The 18882-nt window shown below is 57.9% G+C and carries 15 protein-coding genes and 2 pseudogenes; 9 read left to right on the top strand and 8 right to left on the bottom strand.

Features of this window, described 5'->3' with window-relative positions; all coding sequences use genetic code 11:
- Nucleotides 1-41 precede the first annotated feature (41 nt).
- The gene (gene tatC, locus QZR18_RS00085) at nt 42-821 is read right to left on the bottom strand and encodes a twin-arginine translocase subunit TatC (protein WP_178705495.1); all 780 of its coding nucleotides are present in this window, start codon (nt 819-821) and stop codon (nt 42-44) included.
- Nucleotides 822-858: 37 nt separating this feature from the next.
- The gene (gene tatA, locus QZR18_RS00080) at nt 859-1059 is read right to left on the bottom strand and encodes a Sec-independent protein translocase subunit TatA (RefSeq protein ID WP_178705498.1); all 201 of its coding nucleotides are present in this window, start codon (nt 1057-1059) and stop codon (nt 859-861) included.
- Nucleotides 1060-1225: 166 nt separating this feature from the next.
- Between tatA and efeU the strand changes: the two genes are divergently transcribed.
- The 5 genes from efeU to QZR18_RS00055 all read left to right on the top strand — a co-directional run bounded on the left by efeU (nt 1226) and on the right by QZR18_RS00055 (nt 5954).
- Complete coding sequence (efeU, locus tag QZR18_RS00075; RefSeq protein WP_178705501.1) at nt 1226-2098, top strand: iron uptake transporter permease EfeU; 873 nt, start codon at nt 1226-1228, stop codon at nt 2096-2098.
- Complete coding sequence (gene efeO / locus QZR18_RS00070) at nt 2095-3294, top strand: iron uptake system protein EfeO (RefSeq protein WP_178705504.1); 1200 nt, start codon at nt 2095-2097, stop codon at nt 3292-3294. Before efeU ends, efeO begins: the two co-directional genes overlap by 4 nt.
- Before the next feature lie 93 nt (nt 3295-3387).
- On the top strand, nt 3388-4731 hold the full coding sequence (gene efeB, locus QZR18_RS00065) for an iron uptake transporter deferrochelatase/peroxidase subunit (RefSeq protein ID WP_178705507.1): 1344 nt from the start codon (nt 3388-3390) through the stop codon (nt 4729-4731).
- A gap of 10 nt (nt 4732-4741) precedes the next feature.
- Entirely contained in the window at nt 4742-5593 is an 852-nt protein-coding gene (locus QZR18_RS00060) for a class I SAM-dependent methyltransferase (RefSeq protein WP_178705510.1), read from the top strand.
- Complete coding sequence (locus QZR18_RS00055) at nt 5580-5954, top strand: cupin domain-containing protein (protein ID WP_178705513.1); 375 nt, start codon at nt 5580-5582, stop codon at nt 5952-5954. The genes QZR18_RS00060 and QZR18_RS00055 overlap by 14 nt, the downstream gene beginning before the upstream one ends.
- 62 nt (nt 5955-6016) lie before the next feature.
- Here QZR18_RS00055 and QZR18_RS00050 read toward each other — a convergent pair whose 3' ends face one another.
- The 4 genes and pseudogenes from QZR18_RS00050 to pta all read right to left on the bottom strand — a co-directional run bounded on the left by QZR18_RS00050 (nt 6017) and on the right by pta (nt 11853).
- A complete protein-coding gene (locus QZR18_RS00050; RefSeq protein WP_178705516.1) occupies nt 6017-8098 on the bottom strand; it encodes an NAD(+) synthase in 2082 nt (693 codons plus the stop codon).
- Between the two features lie 83 nt (nt 8099-8181).
- Nucleotides 8182-8916 carry an NAD-dependent protein deacylase gene (locus tag QZR18_RS00045; RefSeq protein ID WP_178705518.1) on the bottom strand — a complete coding sequence of 245 codons (735 nt, stop codon included), beginning with the start codon at nt 8914-8916 and terminating at the stop codon, nt 8182-8184.
- A gap of 99 nt (nt 8917-9015) precedes the next feature.
- Nucleotides 9016-10209, bottom strand: a complete 1194-nt coding sequence (locus tag QZR18_RS00040) for an acetate/propionate family kinase (RefSeq protein ID WP_178705521.1) — start codon at nt 10207-10209, stop codon at nt 9016-9018.
- 149 nt (nt 10210-10358) lie between these two features.
- Nucleotides 10359-11853: pseudogene (gene pta, locus QZR18_RS00035) on the bottom strand (phosphate acetyltransferase).
- A gap of 129 nt (nt 11854-11982) precedes the next feature.
- Here pta and QZR18_RS00030 point away from each other — a divergent pair.
- The 4 genes from QZR18_RS00030 (at nt 11983) to pgi (ending at nt 17827) form a co-directional block, all read left to right on the top strand.
- On the top strand, nt 11983-12273 hold the full coding sequence (locus QZR18_RS00030) for a DUF3017 domain-containing protein (protein ID WP_019126433.1): 291 nt from the start codon (nt 11983-11985) through the stop codon (nt 12271-12273).
- A gap of 105 nt (nt 12274-12378) precedes the next feature.
- Nucleotides 12379-13719: a dicarboxylate/amino acid:cation symporter gene (locus tag QZR18_RS00025; protein ID WP_178705527.1), complete on the top strand. Its 1341-nt coding sequence runs from the start codon at nt 12379-12381 to the stop codon at nt 13717-13719.
- Nucleotides 13720-13822: 103 nt separating this feature from the next.
- Nucleotides 13823-16117 carry a 6-phosphofructokinase gene (locus QZR18_RS00020; RefSeq protein ID WP_178705530.1) on the top strand — a complete coding sequence of 765 codons (2295 nt, stop codon included), beginning with the start codon at nt 13823-13825 and terminating at the stop codon, nt 16115-16117.
- A 42-nt stretch (nt 16118-16159) separates the two neighbouring features.
- Nucleotides 16160-17827 carry a glucose-6-phosphate isomerase gene (gene pgi / locus QZR18_RS00015; RefSeq protein ID WP_178705532.1) on the top strand — a complete coding sequence of 556 codons (1668 nt, stop codon included), beginning with the start codon at nt 16160-16162 and terminating at the stop codon, nt 17825-17827.
- Between the two features lie 58 nt (nt 17828-17885).
- Here the strand turns inward: pgi and QZR18_RS00010 are convergent, their stop codons facing one another.
- On the bottom strand, nt 17886-18140 hold the full coding sequence (locus QZR18_RS00010; RefSeq protein ID WP_295909939.1) for a hypothetical protein: 255 nt from the start codon (nt 18138-18140) through the stop codon (nt 17886-17888).
- Nucleotides 18137-18882: pseudogene (locus QZR18_RS00005) on the bottom strand (beta-carotene 15,15'-monooxygenase); the annotation flags it as partial. The pseudogene QZR18_RS00005 and the gene QZR18_RS00010, both read right to left, overlap by 4 nt.

The raw sequence follows: 18882 nt of genomic DNA, 5'->3' as shown, positions 1-18882 counted from the left end.
CATTGATGTGCGCAGGCGCTACCAAGCGCTCACCGCCTCGTTCAGACAGCAGTCGGATCAAGCGATGGCGCAGCTTCGCGCTTACGCCGACGGCGCCGTGCAAGAAGATCGCGCAGCCAACACACCCCAATCGCCCCAAAATACAGAGCCAGAAGCGCGCACATCTGAAGAATCATCGACCATAGGTCGGGAAGCGGATTTGTAATCGCAGCGAATACGGTTGCTCCCACAACAGCCCAGCGCCAATGCCGAAGGATCTGCCCAGTTGAGGCAAGTCCCAAGGCGTGAATCCCAATAATGATCATGGGAAAAAGGAAAGAAGCACCGATCACCAAGGTCAGAATCACGACGAAGCTGATATAGGAATCGAAATCCAGAAGCGCAGAGGTGCCTTGGGGAAGCTCGGAGAGTAAGAGACTGACCGCGTGGGGGAGGAACCACAGTGCCGAGGCGACTCCCGCAAGGAAAAGAATTGCGCTAGGGATGGCGATCAGTGCGGTGCGTCGTTTTTCCGTGCGCGTGAGAGCGGGGGCGATGAAGAGCCAGAGTTGGGTCAGCCACCACGGAGTCGTCAGGACGAAGCCCGCCCAGAGTGCGAAAGTGATGTGGGTCGAAAAGGGGCCGATGATCGTGCGGAAGTTGATTCCCGAGGCCCCGGCTGAGGCGAGGGGACGCGTGAGCCACCTGGTTGCCGGAGTGTAGAGGAACCACGCGCCGCTTGCTCCGACGAGGATGCCTGCAAGACTGAGCAGAAGGCGCGCGCGCAGCTCGAGGAGGTGGCGCGTCAATGACATATATGCGTCAGAATCAGCCCGGGTCATTGGTTCGCAGTGAAATGATGGTGCGTTTAGCGGGAAATTACTTCGACGAATCCGTGTTTTCCGGCTGAGAGGTAGACGTCTGATCGCTGACGGATGAGGGGTCTTGAGACAGGTCGTTCATTTCTTCTTTGAGGATTTTTGCGCTCTTGCCAATGGATCGCGCCAAGTCGGGAAGCTTTTGGGCGCCGAAGAGTACAAGAACGACGACAAGAACGATGATCCAGTGGATGGGACGCATGTTTTCTCCTTCTTGGGCGGGATTCCTGGGATGAGCCTACACCTCCTTTCGTGATCCCAGCGTGAGAAAGACAACGAAAGGGGACATGCTTAGATAACACAGGTTATCCTAAGTTCGGTCAATTAGGTTATGAATGGTTATCGTAAATCATTCGGTTGGGAGATGAATGTTCCTCGCGAACTTCTTGATTGCCCTGAGAGAGGGCGTCGAAGCCGCACTGATCGTCGGGGTCGTAGCGGCCTACTTGGTGAAGGTTGGACGCAGGAACCTGCTTCCCAAAGTTTGGTTTGGCGTCATCATTGCAGCAGCTCTGCCCTTGAGCCTTGGCGCGATCATGACCTGGGGGCCCTACACGCTGTCGTTCCAGGCGCAGGAAATCCTTGGTGGAACGCTCTCGTTGGTCGCGGTTGCCATGGTGACGTGGATGATCTTGTGGATGAGTTCAAACTCCCGCCAATTTGCGCGCAAACTTCGCGAGGATACAGCAGCACAACTTGCATCTGGCTCAGAGTGGGGAGTTGTATGGATTGCCTTCATTGCCGTGGCGCGAGAAGGAATCGAAACCGCACTCTTCGTGTGGGCAACAATTAAATCTTCTGCTGAAAATGCAATTGCAGCGCCTGCTCTTGGCGTTGTCACCGGCCTTGTGGTCGCCGTTATTATCGGCTGGCTCATCTACACCGGTGCAGCCCGAATTAACCTTTCAATCTTCTTCAATATCACCGGTCTGCTCCTGATTTTCGTTGCGGCAGGAATCGTTTCCTACGGTATCGGCGACCTTCAGGAAGCCTCGGTGATTCCGGGATGGGGAACCCACATCTATGACATCACCGCATATCTAGATGGCTCGGTCTACTCGTGGCTGACGACCTCCTCGTGGTGGTGGACACTCCTGGAAGCAATGTTCAACGTCAATGCGTCCCCGACATACCTCCAGCTCATCGGCTGGCTGCTCTACATCGTCATCATTCTGCCGCTCTTCCTGGTACGTTCCGGGATGGTCGGCGCCAAACACCTCACCCCTAAAGGAGAACAATGAAAACCTTCCGCACACGCCTCGTCATTGGAGTTGCGGCTGTTTCTGCACTGGGTCTGAGCGCCTGCGTCGCTAATAACCCCTCGAGCACCTCGGCCTCGGGAAGCGCGGGTGCAAGCGATGCACCCCTGACCGTGACCATCACAGATGATACCTGCAAGGTCTCTGCCGCAAGCGTGCCTTCCGGTGTCGTGAACTTCAAACTGACGAACAATGGAACGGTTCGCAATGAGTTCGAAATCCTTGCCGAAGACAAGCTCCGCATTGTCGGTGAACGCGAAAACTTGGGTCCCGGAACTTCGGTTGACTACACAGTCACTCTGCAGCCCGGAAAGTACTTCACTGCCTGCAAGAAGAACATGGTTGGCGCGCTGGTTGGCGCCACTGAGTTCACCGTGACCGACTCCGGAAAGCCCGTCGAGGTCAGTTCTAACGAGCAGGCACAGATCGACGCTGCCGTCACCAACTACACCGCATACCTCCGTGATCAGTCCGGTCAGCTCCTGGAGCAAACCAAGTCTTTCGCTGAGCTGTACAAAAAGGGTGATTTCGATTCGGCTCGCAAGGCGTACGCTCCCACGCGCATGCACTACGAGCGCATTGAGCCCACTGCCGAGGCCTTCGGCGATATCGACCCCGCTCTTGACCAGCGCGAAGCTGACTGGCAGGAAGGAGGCGCTGACGGTGAATGGACCGGCTGGCACGCCATTGAAAAGGATCTGTGGCGTCCCAATGGCTACCAGGGCCTGAATGAGGATCAGCGTTCGAAGATGGCTGACAAGCTGGTCGAAGACACTCAAAAGCTCTACGATCTGGTCTACTCCGACAACTTCAAGATCTCTCTGTCAGATATTTCCAACGGTGCGATCTCGCTGCTTGAAGAGGTTGCCACCACGAAGATCACCGGTGAAGAAGAAGCCTTCTCTCACACTGATCTGTATGACTTCGCCGCAAACGTCGAGGGCTCGAAGGTCGCTTACGGCGAGGTTGAAGATCTTGCGAAGGCCAAGGATGCCAAGCTGACAGGACAGATCTCTGATGCCTTCACCGAGCTTCAACACGAGCTGGATAAGCACAAGGATGGTGACGGATACGTTTCTTACGACAGCATTGACGAAGCCGGCCGCAAGGCTCTTGCCGACAAAGTCAACGCCCTGCGCCTTCACTTGGCTCAGCTGACCGCAGCAATCGTTCAGTAATTATTCGAACACAGCGAGTTGGGCGTGGCGCACCTTAAGGGGGCCACGCCCAACCGCATCATTAAAATCCATCTGTCATTTAAGGACCCAGTCATGACTCAGCACCACGAAGCAGCTGAAAACAATGGCAATGCCGACCACGAGGGTACCAAAGAAGGACTCTCGCGTCGCCAATTTTTAGGATTAGCCGGCCTCGGCGCACTTACCCTTGGGCTAGGCGGCACCGGCGGATTCGCTCTCGGTCGCCACATGGGTGATGGCATCGATTCCGATGTTATGAAGAAGACCTACGAGTTCCGTGGTGAACACCAGCAGGGAATCATTACCCCAGCTCAGCAGCAGATGCACACAGCCGCATTCGACTTGACGACCACCAACCGTGACACGCTCATTGAACTTCTCCAAGACTGGACCTTGGCCGCTGAACGAATGACTCATGGCGAACTCGTCAAGGACTACACAACTTCATTGACGAAGGCGCCGGCTGATACCGGTGAATCGATGGGGCTTGGCCCCGCAGGTCTGACCATCACTTTCGGTGTAGGAAAAACCCTGTTCATTGACAATGAAGGTCGAGATCGCTTCGGTCTCGGCGACAAACTTCCCATTGCCCTACGCGACGGTATTCCGCCCATGGCAGCAGAAAAACTCGACCCCAAGCGCGGCGGTGGAGACCTCATCATCCAAGCCTGTTCCGAAGACCCCATGGTCAATCTTCATGCCCTTCACAACCTCACGCGCATCGCATTTGGTCGCGCCACCATGCGTTGGACCCAACTGGGGTACGGACGAACCTCATCGACCTCAAAGTCTCAGGAAACGCCTCGTAATCTTTTTGGTTTCAAGGATGGGACATCCAACATCAAAGCCGAAGACTCTCAAGCCGAATTGGATAAGCACTTGTGGATCCAAGCCGGTGATGATCAGGGCTCGTGGGCTGCTGGCGGGTCCTATATGTGCATGCGCAAGATCAAGATGATGATGGAAGTCTGGGACGAACTGGTCCTGGCTGAACAAGAACAGATCATTGGCCGTGACAAGATCCACGGTGCACCGCTGTCGGGTGGAGAAGAATTCACCTACCCAGATTTCACCAAGGAAGGAGAGCAGGGTAACCCCACCGTTGGATCTTCAGGTCTGGCAATCGCTCCTGATTCGCATGTCGCCATGATGAACCCGAATAACAATTCGGGACGGCGAATGCTACGCCGTGGATACAACTACCTTGAAGGTGTGGACTACCTGGGACGCTTGGATGCGGGCTTGTTCTTCATCGCCTACGTTCGTAACCCGGCTGAAGGCTTCATCCCCGTCCTTTCCAAGATGAAGAGCGATCAGCTGACTGAATACCTTCAGCACCTAGCATCGGGTGTCTACCTCATGTTCCCCGGCGTGCGTGAGAAGGACACCTATGTCGGCCAGAAGCTTTTTGAGTAAGGGGTATGTGATGAGTGACTCGAATCAGACGGACGAACACGCAAACGCAAGCGAGACCCTTCCGATTTCGCAGCGTCCTGCATCTACCGCACCAGGGCACTGGGTTCTCGCAAGAGTCGGAAAGAAAGTTCTACGTCCCGGCGGCTTGGAACTGACTCTTCAGATGCTTTCCGAGGCGAAGCTCACGGGCTCCCGGGTGGTCGAATACGCTCCCGGGTTGGGGCGAACCGCATCGGAAATCCTTGCTGCACGCCCGGCCTCGTACACTGGGGTCGACAAAGACCCGGTTGCTGCCAAACACGTAAGAGAGTTGGTTGGCGCGCGTGGGACGGTTGTGAACGCTGACGCTGCGGCGACCGGATTGGACGCGGGAAGCGCCGACGTAGTCGTGGGCGAGGCTATGCTCACCATGCAGGGAGAGAAGTCCAAGAAAGCCATCATTTCCGAGGCCGTGCGGCTGCTGGCACCGGGAGGACGCTATGCGATCCATGAGCTTGCCGTTCAACCCGATACCATCGACGAGGAATTGCATACGCAGATTCGCAAGGACTTGGCGCGTGCAATTCACGTGAATGCTCGTCCCCTCACGTGCGCGCAGTGGTCGCAGCTTTTGGAAGACTGCGGATTGGTCGTTGATAGCGTTCACACCGCGCCTATGGCCCTCCTCGATTTCTCGCGGAATATTCGCGATGAGGGTTTTCTTCAAACTCTGCGAATCATTCGAAATGTTCTTTCAGATCGAGAGCTACGTGCCCGTGTGCTAGGAATGAGGAAGACTTTCCGCGCATATCAACAGTGGATGTGCGGAGTGGCAATTGTGGCTCATAAGCCACTGAAAGGAGAAGACCATGACGCTCAGTGACGACACAAATCTCGAGGTTCCCGTGCCGATCATGACTGATGTTCAAGACATCGCCTCGATGATCCAGATCAACGAACAGGCCACGGTTTCGCGCACCGTCATGCACTGTGAAGGAATGCGTCTGGTGCTCTTCTCTTTCGATAAGGACGAGATTCTCAGTGAGCACACCGCGGCAATGCCCGTGATTCTTCAGACCCTCGAGGGTGCTCTGGAAATCGTTGCTGATGGCCGCACAGTGATTCTGCCTCCGGGCGATGTTATCCACTTCGGAACGCGGCTGCCTCACGCAGTGCGCGCATTGGAGCCCTCGAAGTTGGCTCTTTTCATGCTCGACTCGCGCGAGCGATCACCAAAGAAGTAAAGTGAGAAAATGCTGATCGGGGCTGGGTTTGTGAGTAACCCAGCCCCTTTCGCATGAGAGATTTAGGCGACGAGGCCGCTGACGGCGCTGTCCAACTCACGCAGCCAAGCCTCGGCGGAGACATCCGAGGGCATACGCCAGTCTCCTCGCGGGGAAAGCGACCCGCCAGCCATAACCTTGGGGCCGTTGGGGAGCGCGCTGCGCTTGAACTGCTGAGTGAAATAACGACGGATAAACAGGCGCTCCCACTTCACGATCTCGTCCAAGGAATACGAAACCTTGTCCTCTTCGGGATAGCCAGCTGGCCAGTCCCCCTGAGAAGCGTTCGACCATGCGTGCTCTGCCAAGAATGCGATCTTCGACGGACGAGCTCCACGGCGCAGCACGTAGTAGAGGTTGAAGTCTTGAAGGTTGTAGGGGCCGATTTTGTCCTGAGTGGATTGCATCTTCTGCCCGGGCTTTGCGGGAACCAACTCCGGAGAAATTTCGGTTCCCAGAATTGATAGCAAGATCTCGCCAACTTCGGGAGAGAACTGGCCGGAAGACACCACCCAGCGAATCAAGTGCTGGATCATCGTCTTGGGGACGCCGGTATTGACGGCGTAGTGGCTCATCTGGTCGCCCACACCATAGGTGCACCAACCCAGTGCAAGCTCTGATAAATCGCCAGTACCCAAGACGATACCGCCCAGGTGATTTGCGAGGCGGAAAAGATAGTCCGTGCGCAGCCCTGCCTGAACGTTCTCAAAAGTGACGTCGTAGTCGTCGTGGCCATCGGCGTAGGGGTGATCGATATCGGCCAGCATCTGCCGAGCGGCAGGGGTGATATCGATTTCCTTGAAGGACACTCCCAAGCTTTCGCACAGCGCGATCGCATTGGTCTTCGTGCGCGCAGAAGTTGCAAAGCCGGGAAGCGTGTAGCCCAGGATATCTGTGCGCGGGCGACCCAAGAGGTCCATTGCGCGAGCCGCGACGATCAGTGCGTGCGTCGAATCCAAGCCACCTGAGACGCCAATGACAACCTTGGGCTGACCAATTGCGCTCAGGCGCTTCGCGAGTCCCGCAACCTGAATGTTGTAGGCCTCGTAGCAGTCCTGTTCCAGCTGGCTTGGATCATCGGGGACGAAGGGGAAGCGATCGACTTCGCGTTCCAACCCCAGATCTGTTCGCGGCGGGTTCATCTCAATGGCAATGCTGTACGGGCGTGGAATCGAGAGTCCGTCGAGCATCTTTTGAGCGTTGTCGGTGAAAGAGTTCTGTCGCGTGCGCTCGGTGCGCAGATGTTCGACATCCACGTCCGCAATCGTGATCTGGGTTCCCGAGGCGAAACGCTGCCCCGCAGCAAGAAGCTGACCGGCCTCGTAGATCAGGGTCTGCCCATCCCAAGCGAGGTCGGTCGTTGACTCACCCGGACCAGCGGCAGTGTAGACGTAGGCGCAAGCACAGCGCGCGGAAGTTGACTGTGCCAGGAGCTTGCGTTCATCGCCTCGTCCGACGGTAATGGGGGAGGCACTTAGGTTGAGCAGCACGGTTGCGCCTGAGAGCGCAAGGAGCGAAGCGGGGGTGACGGGAACCCACATGTCTTCGCAGACCTCAATCCCCACGCACAGTCCCGGAATGTCGGTGACATCGATCGTCACGGAGCCGAAAGGCAATAGGGGAGCGTCACCCGTGTAGGGCTCTGTTGGTGCCCACGGAGCCTGAAGAAGATCGTTGTCAAAGCTCGGTGGAGTGACGAAATGGCGCTTTTCGTAGAACTCGCGGTAGTTCGGAAGATAGGACTTCGGGATGACTGCAAGTGCGCGGCCTCGGTGGATTGCAATTGCGCAATTGTAGAGGGCTGCTCCCTTGCGCAGTGGTGCTCCGACGACGATCAGGGGGAGAAGATCTACGCTGGCGGTGATGATTGCAGTGAGCGCGCGCTCGACCTCATCAAGAAGAACGTCTTGAAGGAGCAGGTCATCGATGGCGTAGCCAGAAACGCACAACTCAGGGAAGAGCGCGATCGATACACCGCGTTCGTCGCAACTTTGCGCGGCTGCGATGATTTCTTCAGCATTGGCCAGTGGCTGTGCGGGATGAACGGGGAGCGTCACTGCCGCCACGCGTGCGAAGCCCTGGTCGTAAAGGGAATGGAAGTTCATGGCTTTCCTCCTGAGTTGCTAGGGCTATTGTCGCCTACTTGGGCGCCTTGCGCCTTCCCGAGGCCGTACCTGAGCTGGCGTGTCTAATTCAGTTCCTTCATGACGCTTTCAAAAGACTGAGCAATGGGGTCGCGGATGATGAGGTCGGCGTCAGCATCGGCGTTCGTTGGCGTTGCGTTCATCAAGACCAGGTGTGAACCCGAGAAATAGTTGAGCAGTCCCGCAGCGGGATAGACGACCAGAGATGTTCCAGCCACGATCAAGAGATCGGCGTGCGCAATCGCCTGAACGGCTCCGCTGATGACTTCCTCATCCAGTGCCTCTCCATACATGACGATATCGGGACGGAGCTGTCCGTGGCAGCGCGGGCAGGTTGGGATTAACTCTTCAAAGGCCTCGGGAATAGAGGAAAGGGGATAGCCGGACCCGCAAGCGGTGCACAGAATGTGCTCCCAATTTCCGTGAAGCTCCCAGACTGTACGTGAACCCGCCCGCTGGTGAAGGCCGTCAATGTTTTGGGTAATGACGCATTCGAGAAGCCCGGAGGACTCCAGCGAAGCAAGTGCCCGGTGGGCACCGTTGGGTTCGACCGGCTTGTGCACCTCGCGGAACCACTCCCAGTAGGCCTCGGGATGGAGCGAGAAGAAATCAATGCTGAGGACCTGCTCCAGGGGGATTGTGCGCTCTTGGAAGTAGAAGCCGTTTGCGCCGCGGAAATCGGGAATACCTGACTCCGTGGAGACTCCCGCACCGCCGAAAAATACCGTTGACGCAGAGGCGCGAATCCAATTCGCAAGGGTTGAGATGTCACTGGTCATTGTGGCTCCTTAGTCCATGGAACCTTTTTAGAATACGCCGAAGCCGGGGTGCACATGGCAGCCCCGGCCTCGTATTGCGATGAAAAGTCGCGTCTAGACTCAGATCAGCGTCAGAGCCTGACGTGCGATTGCCAGCTCCTCGTTGGTGGGAACAACCATGACGGTGATCGAGGAATCATCGGTCGAAATGGTTGTGGGAGCAGAGAAACGCTGGTTGTTGATCTCGTTGTCAATACGCACACCAAAGGGGAGCAGACGCTCGCAAACCTCGCGGCGCAGATCAGCATCGTTTTCACCAATGCCAGCGGTGAAGGTAATGACATCCAGACCACCGAGCTCAGCGGTGTAGGAGCCGATGTACTTGATGATACGGGTGACGTAGATGTCCAGGGCCAGGCGTGCGCGGCGTGCAACCTCGGGGTCCTCAGAATCGGCCATGTGGCGGACTGCGCGCATGTCATTCTCACCGGTCAAACCCTTCAAACCCGACTGCTTGTTGAAGAGGTCATCGACCTCGTCGGTGCTCCAACCGGTCTGACGCTGCAGGTGGAAAACAACCGCGGGATCGATATCGCCGGTGCGGGTTCCCATGACCAAGCCCTCGAGAGGGGTCAAGCCCATGGAGGTATCGATCGGGCGGCCAGCCTTAACGGCGGACACCGATGCGCCATTACCCAGGTGAAGAACGATCTGACGCAGGGCGTTATCGCCCAGCAGGGAGGCAACCTTTTCAGAAACGTACTGGTGAGAAGTTCCGTGAGCGCCGTAACGACGGACTGAATACTTCTCGGCAACTTCCTGCTTCAACGCGTAGGTTGCGGTGTCCTCAGGCAAGCGCTGGAAGAAAGCGGTGTCGAAAACCGCGACGTGAGGAGTATCGGGCATGAGCTCGCGAGCAACATCGATGCCCTTGAGGTGCGCGGGGTTGTGCAGGGGAGCCAGTGCGCACAGCTCATCGATGAGGTCACGAACTTCGTCGGTGATCAGAGCCGGACCGTCGAAGTACTTACCGCCCTGAACGATGCGGTGACCAACGGCCACGATGTTGGCCTCGGCAAGAGAGGGACCGACCTCATCGAAGAGGCGCAGAACTTCGCGCATGCCAACTTCATGATCAGCAATGGGCTCGTTCACATCGACGACCTTCTCGCCGTACTTGTGCTGGATGTGGCCCTCGGATTCGCCGATGCGCTCAACCAAGCCCTTGGCGATCGCATCGCCGTTGTCGGGGTTGATGAGCTGATACTTGATAGAGGAAGAACCAGAGTTAATAACAAGAACGGTGTCGGTCACGACGTGCCTTTCTAAGAATCACATGCGAGGCCGCGGTGTGCGGGGCAATGTAACGCATGGATGAGTGGTCTGATGAGTGCAGTTTACGCGTGGAAGTGATGGAGACGGAATTCGGGGGTGTGGGATTGTCCCCACACCCCCGAGAATTCTCAGCCCTGCGCCTGAACGGCAGTTAGGGCGACGGTGTTGACGATGTCTTCAACCAAAGCGCCGCGTGAGAGGTCGTTCACGGGCTTGTTGAGTCCCTGCAGAACCGGGCCGATTGCGACCGCACCGGAGGAACGCTGAACGGCCTTGTAGCCAATATTTCCAGCGTTGAGCGAGGGGAAGATGAAGACGTTCGCGTGGCCGGCAACGGGGGAGTCGGGAAGCTTGACCGAGGCGACGGCCTCGTCAACGGAAGCGTCAAACTGGATCGGTCCTTCGAGGGCCAGATCGGGGGTCTTTTCCGCGAGCCAAGCGAGTGGCCTCGACAACCGTGTCCACGTCCACGCCCGAACCGGAGGTTCCGGTCGAGTAGGAGAGCATTGCAACCTTCGGATCGAGGCCGAACTGGCGCGCGGTTGCAGCCGAGGAAATCGCGATATCTGCCAGCTGCTCGGGGGTCGGGTTGGGGTTGACGGCGCAGTCGCCGAATGCCCACACGCGATCCTTCAGCAGCATGAGGAAGACTGAAGAAACGATCGAGACGCCGGGAGCGGTCTTAATGATCTGGAAGGAAGGAACGATGGTGTGAGCGGTGGTGTGGATTGCACCAGAGACCATGCCGTCGGCGTCGCCCATGTGGACCATCATCGTGCCGAAGTAGGAGACATCGCGAACCTTGTCGCGAGCCTGCTCGATGGTCACGCCCTTCTTGGCGCGCAGGCGTGCGAATTCCTCCGCGTAGCGCTCCGCGTATGCGGGGTCGTCAACGGAAACGACGGTAGCTGCCGAGACATCCAGGCCAAGCTCCGCAGCGCGTGCGTTGATTGCCTGCGCATCGCCGAGCAGTACCAGATCGGCAATTCCACGTTCAAGAACAATGGCTGCTGCGCGCAGGACACGATCGTCTTCCGGTTCGGGCAAGACGATGCGCTTGCGGTTGGAACGTGCGCGGTCAATAAGATCCGCCTGGAAGGAAAGGGGGGTAACAACCTGGGGAGCTTCCAGTGCCGAGGCCGCATCCAGAGTTTGTGCGTTGAAAGGCAGTTCGAGAACGGGAAGTTGAGTCTTAACGTGCGAGGCGACTGCTGAGGGGAGAGCAACCGCTGCGACGCGAGTTGCGTGCTGACGCGCGCGACGATCAAGAACCTCGATCTCGCGTTCAATAAGTTCGGGGGAGGCGCCTTCGGTATCGAAAGCTGCGATGACGCGAGCGTTGGTCGATGCCGCCACGTCGAGGTTCCATCCCAAGGTGTCGAAAGTCGAAACGGAGCCTTCGGGGAGTGCATCGATCAGGACAATATCCTCTGTGTGGCTGCGGATATCTTCCACGACGCGGGGGAGGGCTTGCTCGGGGTCGGAGGTGATGGCCTCGGAAGTGGAGGTACCGGCGGCGCTCACCCGTGCCAGCGTTGAAGCGGGGACAAGCGCTGCGAAGTCGTCACTGACCTGTGAGGCGGCTTCTGCCTGGGCGGCAATGACGATAAAACGGGTGCTCACGTCTACTCCTTTATATCGGTATGTATTTTTGGCTGGATTGGTTAACAATCAAGTGAGCCGACGGGTCTATCGTAGTCCGCTCATTTAAGTGCGTCGCGCTTATGTCTGCTTTCGCGATACCCTGAAGGCATGGAAGATCAGTCCTCGGGATCGACAGGTGGAGTCGCTACCTTAGTGAGCGTTGCCTTCGTTGTCCTTGCATGCGTGCTGATTACCCTTCTTGCTGTTTTTAATCACCCGCACAAAGCTGTCCTGGTCCTGGTTGTGACGATGTTCATCATGGCGGTGATGCGTGCGGTGTGGCCTGGGCGTCCCTGGTTCGCTTCAAGGCGTCGGTGGGCGGATGTTGGATTGTATGTCCTGCTTGGGGCCGTGATTTGGTACTTCTCGCCCTACACTGCAACGCTGGGGCTCGGGTGAATGTGACGCGGTAGACAAAGCGTCCATAATGTGGTCGATGGTGACTTCTTAGGCGAAAGCTGTCACTCTTGCCAAGTCCGTACTTCTTTATACGAGGTTTGAGCAATGAGAAAGTTTCTTGAACAGAGCGGCATCCTGATCTGGGTGCTGGTAGCGATCGTTCTGGCATTGGTTCTGGGATCTGTCACTATTGGTGATTCCCACATTATGCCGTCGGCACTGGGCGATGTCTTCGTAACTTTCTCTACTATTTTCGGGCAGTTCCTGTCCTTCTCAATTCCGCTCATCATCATCGGCCTGGTGACCCCGGCAATCGCTGACCTGGGTAAGGGTGCAGGCCACTGGCTGGGTCTGACTGCGGCTCTCGCCTACGCCTCGACAATGTTTGCAGGCTTCCTGACCTACGGAGTGTGCGCCTACTTCTTCCCGAAGGTTCTTGTTGGGCAGCTGACTCAGGTCGAAACTCCGAAGGAAGTCCTCAAGACCTACTTCACCATCGAAATGCCTCCGGTCGTTGGTGTGATGACCGCGCTCTTGCTGTCCTTCGTCGTCGGCATTGGCCTGTCCTTGGTGCCTCGGGGCGTTCTGCGCAAGGGCTTTATTGAGTTCCGTGCGATCATCACCCGCTTGATCGAGAACATCATCGTTCCTCTTCTTCCCCTGCACATCTTCGGCATCTTCTTGAACCTCACCTACACCGGCGAAGCGGTTCACATCATGCGAACCCTGATCCGCGTAGTTGTCATTGTTCTGATTCTGGAAGTAGTCATTCTGCTCACGCAGTACTTTGTTGCCGGTGCGGTTGGTCGCGTCAACCCCTTCAAGGCCATCTTCACCATGCTTCCCGCGTACCTGACCGCTTTGGGAACCTCGTCCTCGGCAGCAACGATTCCTGTCACCTTGCGCCAGACCCGAAAGAATGGCGTGTCCGATGCTGTTTCTTCGTTCACGATTCCTCTGTGTGCAACGATTCACCTGGCCGGTTCAACCTCGAAGATTTTCGCTTTCGCCTTTGCGATCGTCTACACCCAGGGCATGACGGTCACCACCACCCAGTGGGTCGGATTCATCTTCATGCTCGGCATCACCATGGTGGCTGCTCCGGGCGTCCCCGGCGGCGCAATTATGGCCGCTACCGGTATCTTGCAGTCGATGCTGGGCTTCGATGATTCTGCGGTTGCCCTGATGATTGCCACCTACATTGCTCTTGACTCCTTCGGCACCGCAACGAACGTGACGGGTGACGGCGCGATCGCGATCATCATGGACCGTCTGACCGGCGGCAAGCTGGGTCCCGAGGGCGATTCCGAACACACGCGTGAGCTGGCCTTTGACGGTATGGCCTACCTGCACAAGGTTTCGGTCGAGGGCGTTGTTAGCCCGGAAGAACTTGCAGAATCTGCGGCCTTGAACGGTGCGACAATCACCGAAAGCCCGCGTTCCTGAACGTTTTTCACCCGGGATCTAGGGTGGATGCAACTGCGTGCGTTAAGCAATAGACTTAAAGAAGTTGTTCACCGATGATCACTGTGGAAATGGAGCACGACTCGTGGAGCAAGTGAGTGTCACAAGCGCGTCCGAGCCCGTAAAGATTGGCGTCCTCACCTCCGGTGGTGATGCCCAAGGAATGAATGCTGCGGTTCGTGCGGTTGTCCGCACCGCGCTGGCACGTGGCGCGCAGCCTTACGCAATCCTTGACGGCTGGGCGGGAGCGGTTAAAGGCGAAGCTTGCATTCGCGAAATGAGCTGGTCGGACGCCTCGGGAATCCTTGCAGAGGGCGGAACCGTTATTGGGACCGCTCGCTGCCCCGAATTTCGTGAATACGAAGGCCGTCACGCGGCAGCCTTGCACATGATTGAAAAGGGAATCGACCGTCTGGTCGTCATCGGCGGTGACGGCTCGCTGTCCGGTACGGAAGAATTCCGTACGGAATGGGCCCAACACCTCAGCGAGCTAGTCGACGAAGGGGCTATCTCTGCGCAGCAAGCGCAGCTGCATCAGCGCCTCTATATTGTCGGCTTGGTTGGCTCTATCGATAACGACATGGTCGGTACCGATATGACGATCGGGGCGGATAGCGCGCTTCATCGCATCGTTGACGCCATCGACCAGATTTCTTCGACTGCAGCCTCGCATCAGCGCACCTTTGTTGTCGAAGTCATGGGACGCCACTGCGGGTATCTACCGCTCATGTCAGCGGTAGCCGGCGGTGCTGACTACGTCTTCACTCCCGAGGATCCGGCACGTGATGGCTGGGAAGATGAAATGGTCGAGCGCCTGAAAGAAGGGCGTGCTGCAGGACGACGTGAATCCATCATCATCGTTGCCGAAGGCGCTACCGACCGCGCGGGTAACCCCATTTCCTCTCAAGACATCGCTGATGCCTTCAAAGAACGTACCGGAGAGGATGCGCGAATCACCATCCTCGGTCACGTTCAACGAGGCGGCGTTCCTTCCGCGTATGACCGTTGGATGTCCACACTCTTGGGCTTTGCCGCAGTCCAAGAGATCTTGAACCCAGCTGATCCCGATGTAGCGACAATTCTGGGTGTCCGCCACAATCGGGTCACTCGAATTCCGCTCATGGAAGCGGTCCATCAGACTCGAGGCGTCAAGGACCTCATTAAAGCTGGGGACTTTGCAGCCGCGCAGGCGGCTCGTGGACGTTCCTTCACCGTGATGGTTGGAATTAACCAGCTCCTGTCGACGCCTCCGACGCTGGCAGAGAATCCCCCCAGCGGATCCGCTAAGCGCGTGGCCATCATCCACGCAGGCGGTCTTGCCCCCGGTATGAATACTGCTGCGCGCGCTGCCGTCAGGCTTGGTATCGCTAAGGGCTGGACCATGCTTGGAATCGATGGCTCTTGGGCGGGACTTGCCGATAATCAGGTTCGCGAGCTGACGTGGGATGACGTTGAAGGATGGGCATTCCACGGTGGTGCTGAGCTAGGAACGCGCCGCCCCGTTCCCACAGTGAACGAGTACTACGCCTTGGGGCGCGCAATCGAACGCAATGAAATTGACGCCCTCTTGGTGGTCGGTGGTCTTAATGCATACCTGGCCGTCAAGGAAATGACCTCGGAGCTCGATCGCTACCCGGCTTTCCGTATTCCCATCGTTCTGGTTCCAGCCTCGATCGACAATAACCTTCCCGGCGCTGAACTGGCGATTGGTACCGATACCGCACTGAATAATGCTGTGTGGGCATTGGATCGTATTAAGGAAAGCGCGGCTGCCTCCAAGCGCTGCTTTGTCGCAGAACTCATGGGGCGACGCTGCGGCTACCTCACGCTCATGTCAGGAATCGCCTCGGGCGCTGAATACGCCTATTTGAATGAGGAAAACACGACCCTGGCAGAGATTGATGAGGATGCGCACCGCCTGCGTGAAACTTTCGAGGCCGGTCGCCGTCTATTCCTTGTTGTTGTCAACGAGGAAGCGGACGCGCATTACAACCGTGAGTTCCTTGCGAACGTTTTCGAGGCTGAAAGTGACGGGCTCTACGACGTCCGTTCCTCTGCGCTTGGACACCTCCAGCAGGGCGGTGCTCCCAGTCCTTATGACCGTCTGCTTGCGACTCGCCTAGTCTTTGCCGCTCTGGGTGAATTGGACAACCAGTTCTCGCAGGGACGTTCGCAGGCTGTCTACATCGGTGACGTGGGGAATGCAATCCAGGTCCGCCCGGTAGACCGAATGTTCGATGATTTGGACATGGCGAATCGTCGTCCCTTCGATCAGTGGTGGCGTGATCTTCGCCCGATTCTGACCGCAGTGTCCATGCAGTCCCAGCCGCGAGAGCTTGAGCCGGTGACTATCATGCAAGCAGAGAGCTTTAATCACTAAGCGGGAAATTCCCGTGACCGTCGATCATCAGGAGAAAGCACGATGAGCGCAATTGACCCGACGACAACCCCCGCTTGGGCTGCACTGGATGAGCATGCAGAAGTGTTCAACCCCGATCTGCGTAGCTGGTTCCAGCAAGACCCAGAACGCGCCCAGAAGTGGACGAAGAAAGTCGGGGACCTGTACATCGATTTGTCCAAGAACCTGATTAATGAAGAGACTCTCAATCAGCTTCTTGAACTGGCAGATCAGACCGAGGTCTTTCCCCTTCGTGATGCCATGCTTCGCGGTGACCGCATCAATGTCACTGAAAACCGTTCGGTGCTCCACACCGCGCTGCGTCGCGGCTCCGATGAGGAACTGATCGTCGATGGACGCAACGTTGTTGCAGATGTCCGCGAGGTTCTAGATCGCCTCTACTCCTTCGCCAACCGTGTGCGCAGCGGAGATTGGGTAGGCGTCACCGGTAAGCGCGTAGCAACCGTTGTCAACGTGGGTATTGGTGGCTCGGATCTTGGACCCGTCATGGCATACGAAGCCTTGAAGCCCTACGTCCAAGAGGGCTTGGAATGCCGTTTCATTTCCAATATTGACCCGACCGACGTGGGGGAGACCACCAAGGATCTGGACCCCGAAACCACTCTGGTGATCGTAGCCTCGAAGACCTTCACCACTTTGGAGACCATCACCAACGCCCATGCGGTTCGTGACTGGTCCTTGAAGTCGCTGCGTGAAAAGGGCGTCATCGGCGATGATCCCGAACAGGAAAAGGAAGCGATTTCCAAGCATTTCGTTGCTGTCTCGACGGCATTGGACAAGGTCGCAGAATTCGGTATCGATCCGGCAAATGCCTTCGGTTTCTGGAATTGGGTTGGCGGCCGTTACTCGGTAGATTCCGCAATTGGAACCTCCCTGGCGATCGCGATCGGTCCTGAGCACTTCGAGGAATTCCTTGGAGGCATGCGTGCAATTGATCAGCATTTTGCGTCGGCAGCGCCCAAGGATAATGTTCCGCTCATCATGGGCTTGCTCAACGTTTGGTATTCAAACTTTTTGGGCGCGGACACCCATGCAGTGCTCCCGTACTCGCAGTACCTGCACCGTTTCCCCGCATACCTGCAGCAGCTCACCATGGAGTCGAATGGCAAGTCCGTGCGTCGCGATGGAAGCCCGGTCTTCTACGACACCGGCGAGGTTTTCTGGGGTGAGCCGGGAACGAATGGCCAGCACGCCTTCTACCAGCTGATTCATCAAGGAACCCGCATGGTTCCCGCAGACTTCATTGCCTTCGCTCAGCCCTCGTGGCCGATTCGCGACGCTGATGCGGATATGCACGAGCTGTTCTTGTCGAACTTCTTCGCTCAGACCAAGGCCTTGGCTTTCGGTAAGACCGCAGAAGAGGTTCGCGCTGAAGGCACCGCAGAAGAACTGGTTTCAGCCCGCGTCTTCACGGGTAACCGTCCCACGACCTCGATTATGGCGCCCGCGCTGACCCCTTCGGTCTTGGGACAGCTCATTGCGCTCTATGAGCACATCACTTTCGTTGAGGGTGCGGTCTGGGGACTGGATTCCTTCGATCAGTGGGGCGTTGAGCTGGGTAAGGTTTTGGCCAAGCAGATTCTTCCCGCAATCGAGGGCGATCAGGCGGTCTTGGATCAACAGGATTCCTCAACTCGTTCGCTCATCGAGTTCTACCGCGCGAACCGCTGATCTTGGACCGATAAGTACGCGTCTGGGGGCCGCGCCGTCAGGCGTGACCCCCAGTGTGTTATCGGGTTGTGCGCCGACGCCAGTAGTCGATGAGACCGATCGTGAGGGCGGGAGCCCACAGGAGCAGCATCGGGGCGTAGGCCGCGACCAGGATGGCCACCTGCCAGCCGTTCATGCCGTCTGCGGGGGCCTGCCGTCGGCAATGCCCAGCCAGACGGAGCCGAACCTGATGATCAGGGTGGCGCAGATGCGGTAGAGCAGGAGGTTTCCGATCCCTCCGAGAACGAGCGGCGGGAGGGACACGAGCGCTCACGCGGGAATGTCTCGCACGCGGTAGGCGATCAGGCCGCCAGCGCAGCACGCGATGCCAACCCCAAGCTGGACGGCCATGGGCAGCCAGTGGGTCGTCCCCCACGGATCGATCACGTGCCCGAGGACGGAGAGGTCTTGCGCCCACTTCGGCATGTCGATGAGGCCGCCGAAGAGGCTGGCGAAGGAACTCCACGCGATGATCGCCCACGCCAGGGACCGCCACCGCGGGGCTGCTCCCACCAGCATCGCGGCGATGCCCACCGCCGCCACGACCCCCGGCAGTTGGGTAAGCGTGAAGACGAACGCCCTGCCGGCAGCGTGGTCCTCACGAACCTGGGTCGCCATGGCGGCCGCCAGTACAGCGCCCGACACGACGAGTAGGACCACTCCTGCGCCGATGGCGTCGGCCAGGGCGGCTATGAGCGCTCGTGTGCGCGGGACCCCACAGGTCAGCGCCGCTTCGCTCAGCCCGCGTTCCTCCGACGCGGCCAGGTTGAGCACCCGCTGGACGACCGCAGTGGCTACGAGGGCCACTATCACAACCGTGAGCAACGTGGTGTACTGGACGACGGGCCGCATCTCGGGGGCGATCTTGTCGATGTAGGCGGTGCTCGACGGGTTGTTGGCGATCAGGTCGGACAAGCCGCCCGACATCGCGCCGAAGAGCGAACCTGTGAGCGCCAGTGCGAAGGCCCAGGCAGCCAGGCGCCGAACGCCCAGGCGCGCGGTCAGGCCCAGCGGGC

Source organism: uncultured Actinomyces sp., from assembly GCA_900541895.1.
Lineage (GTDB): Bacteria > Actinomycetota > Actinomycetes > Actinomycetales > Actinomycetaceae > Pauljensenia.
This window is presented reverse-complemented; position numbering and strand designations above follow the sequence as displayed.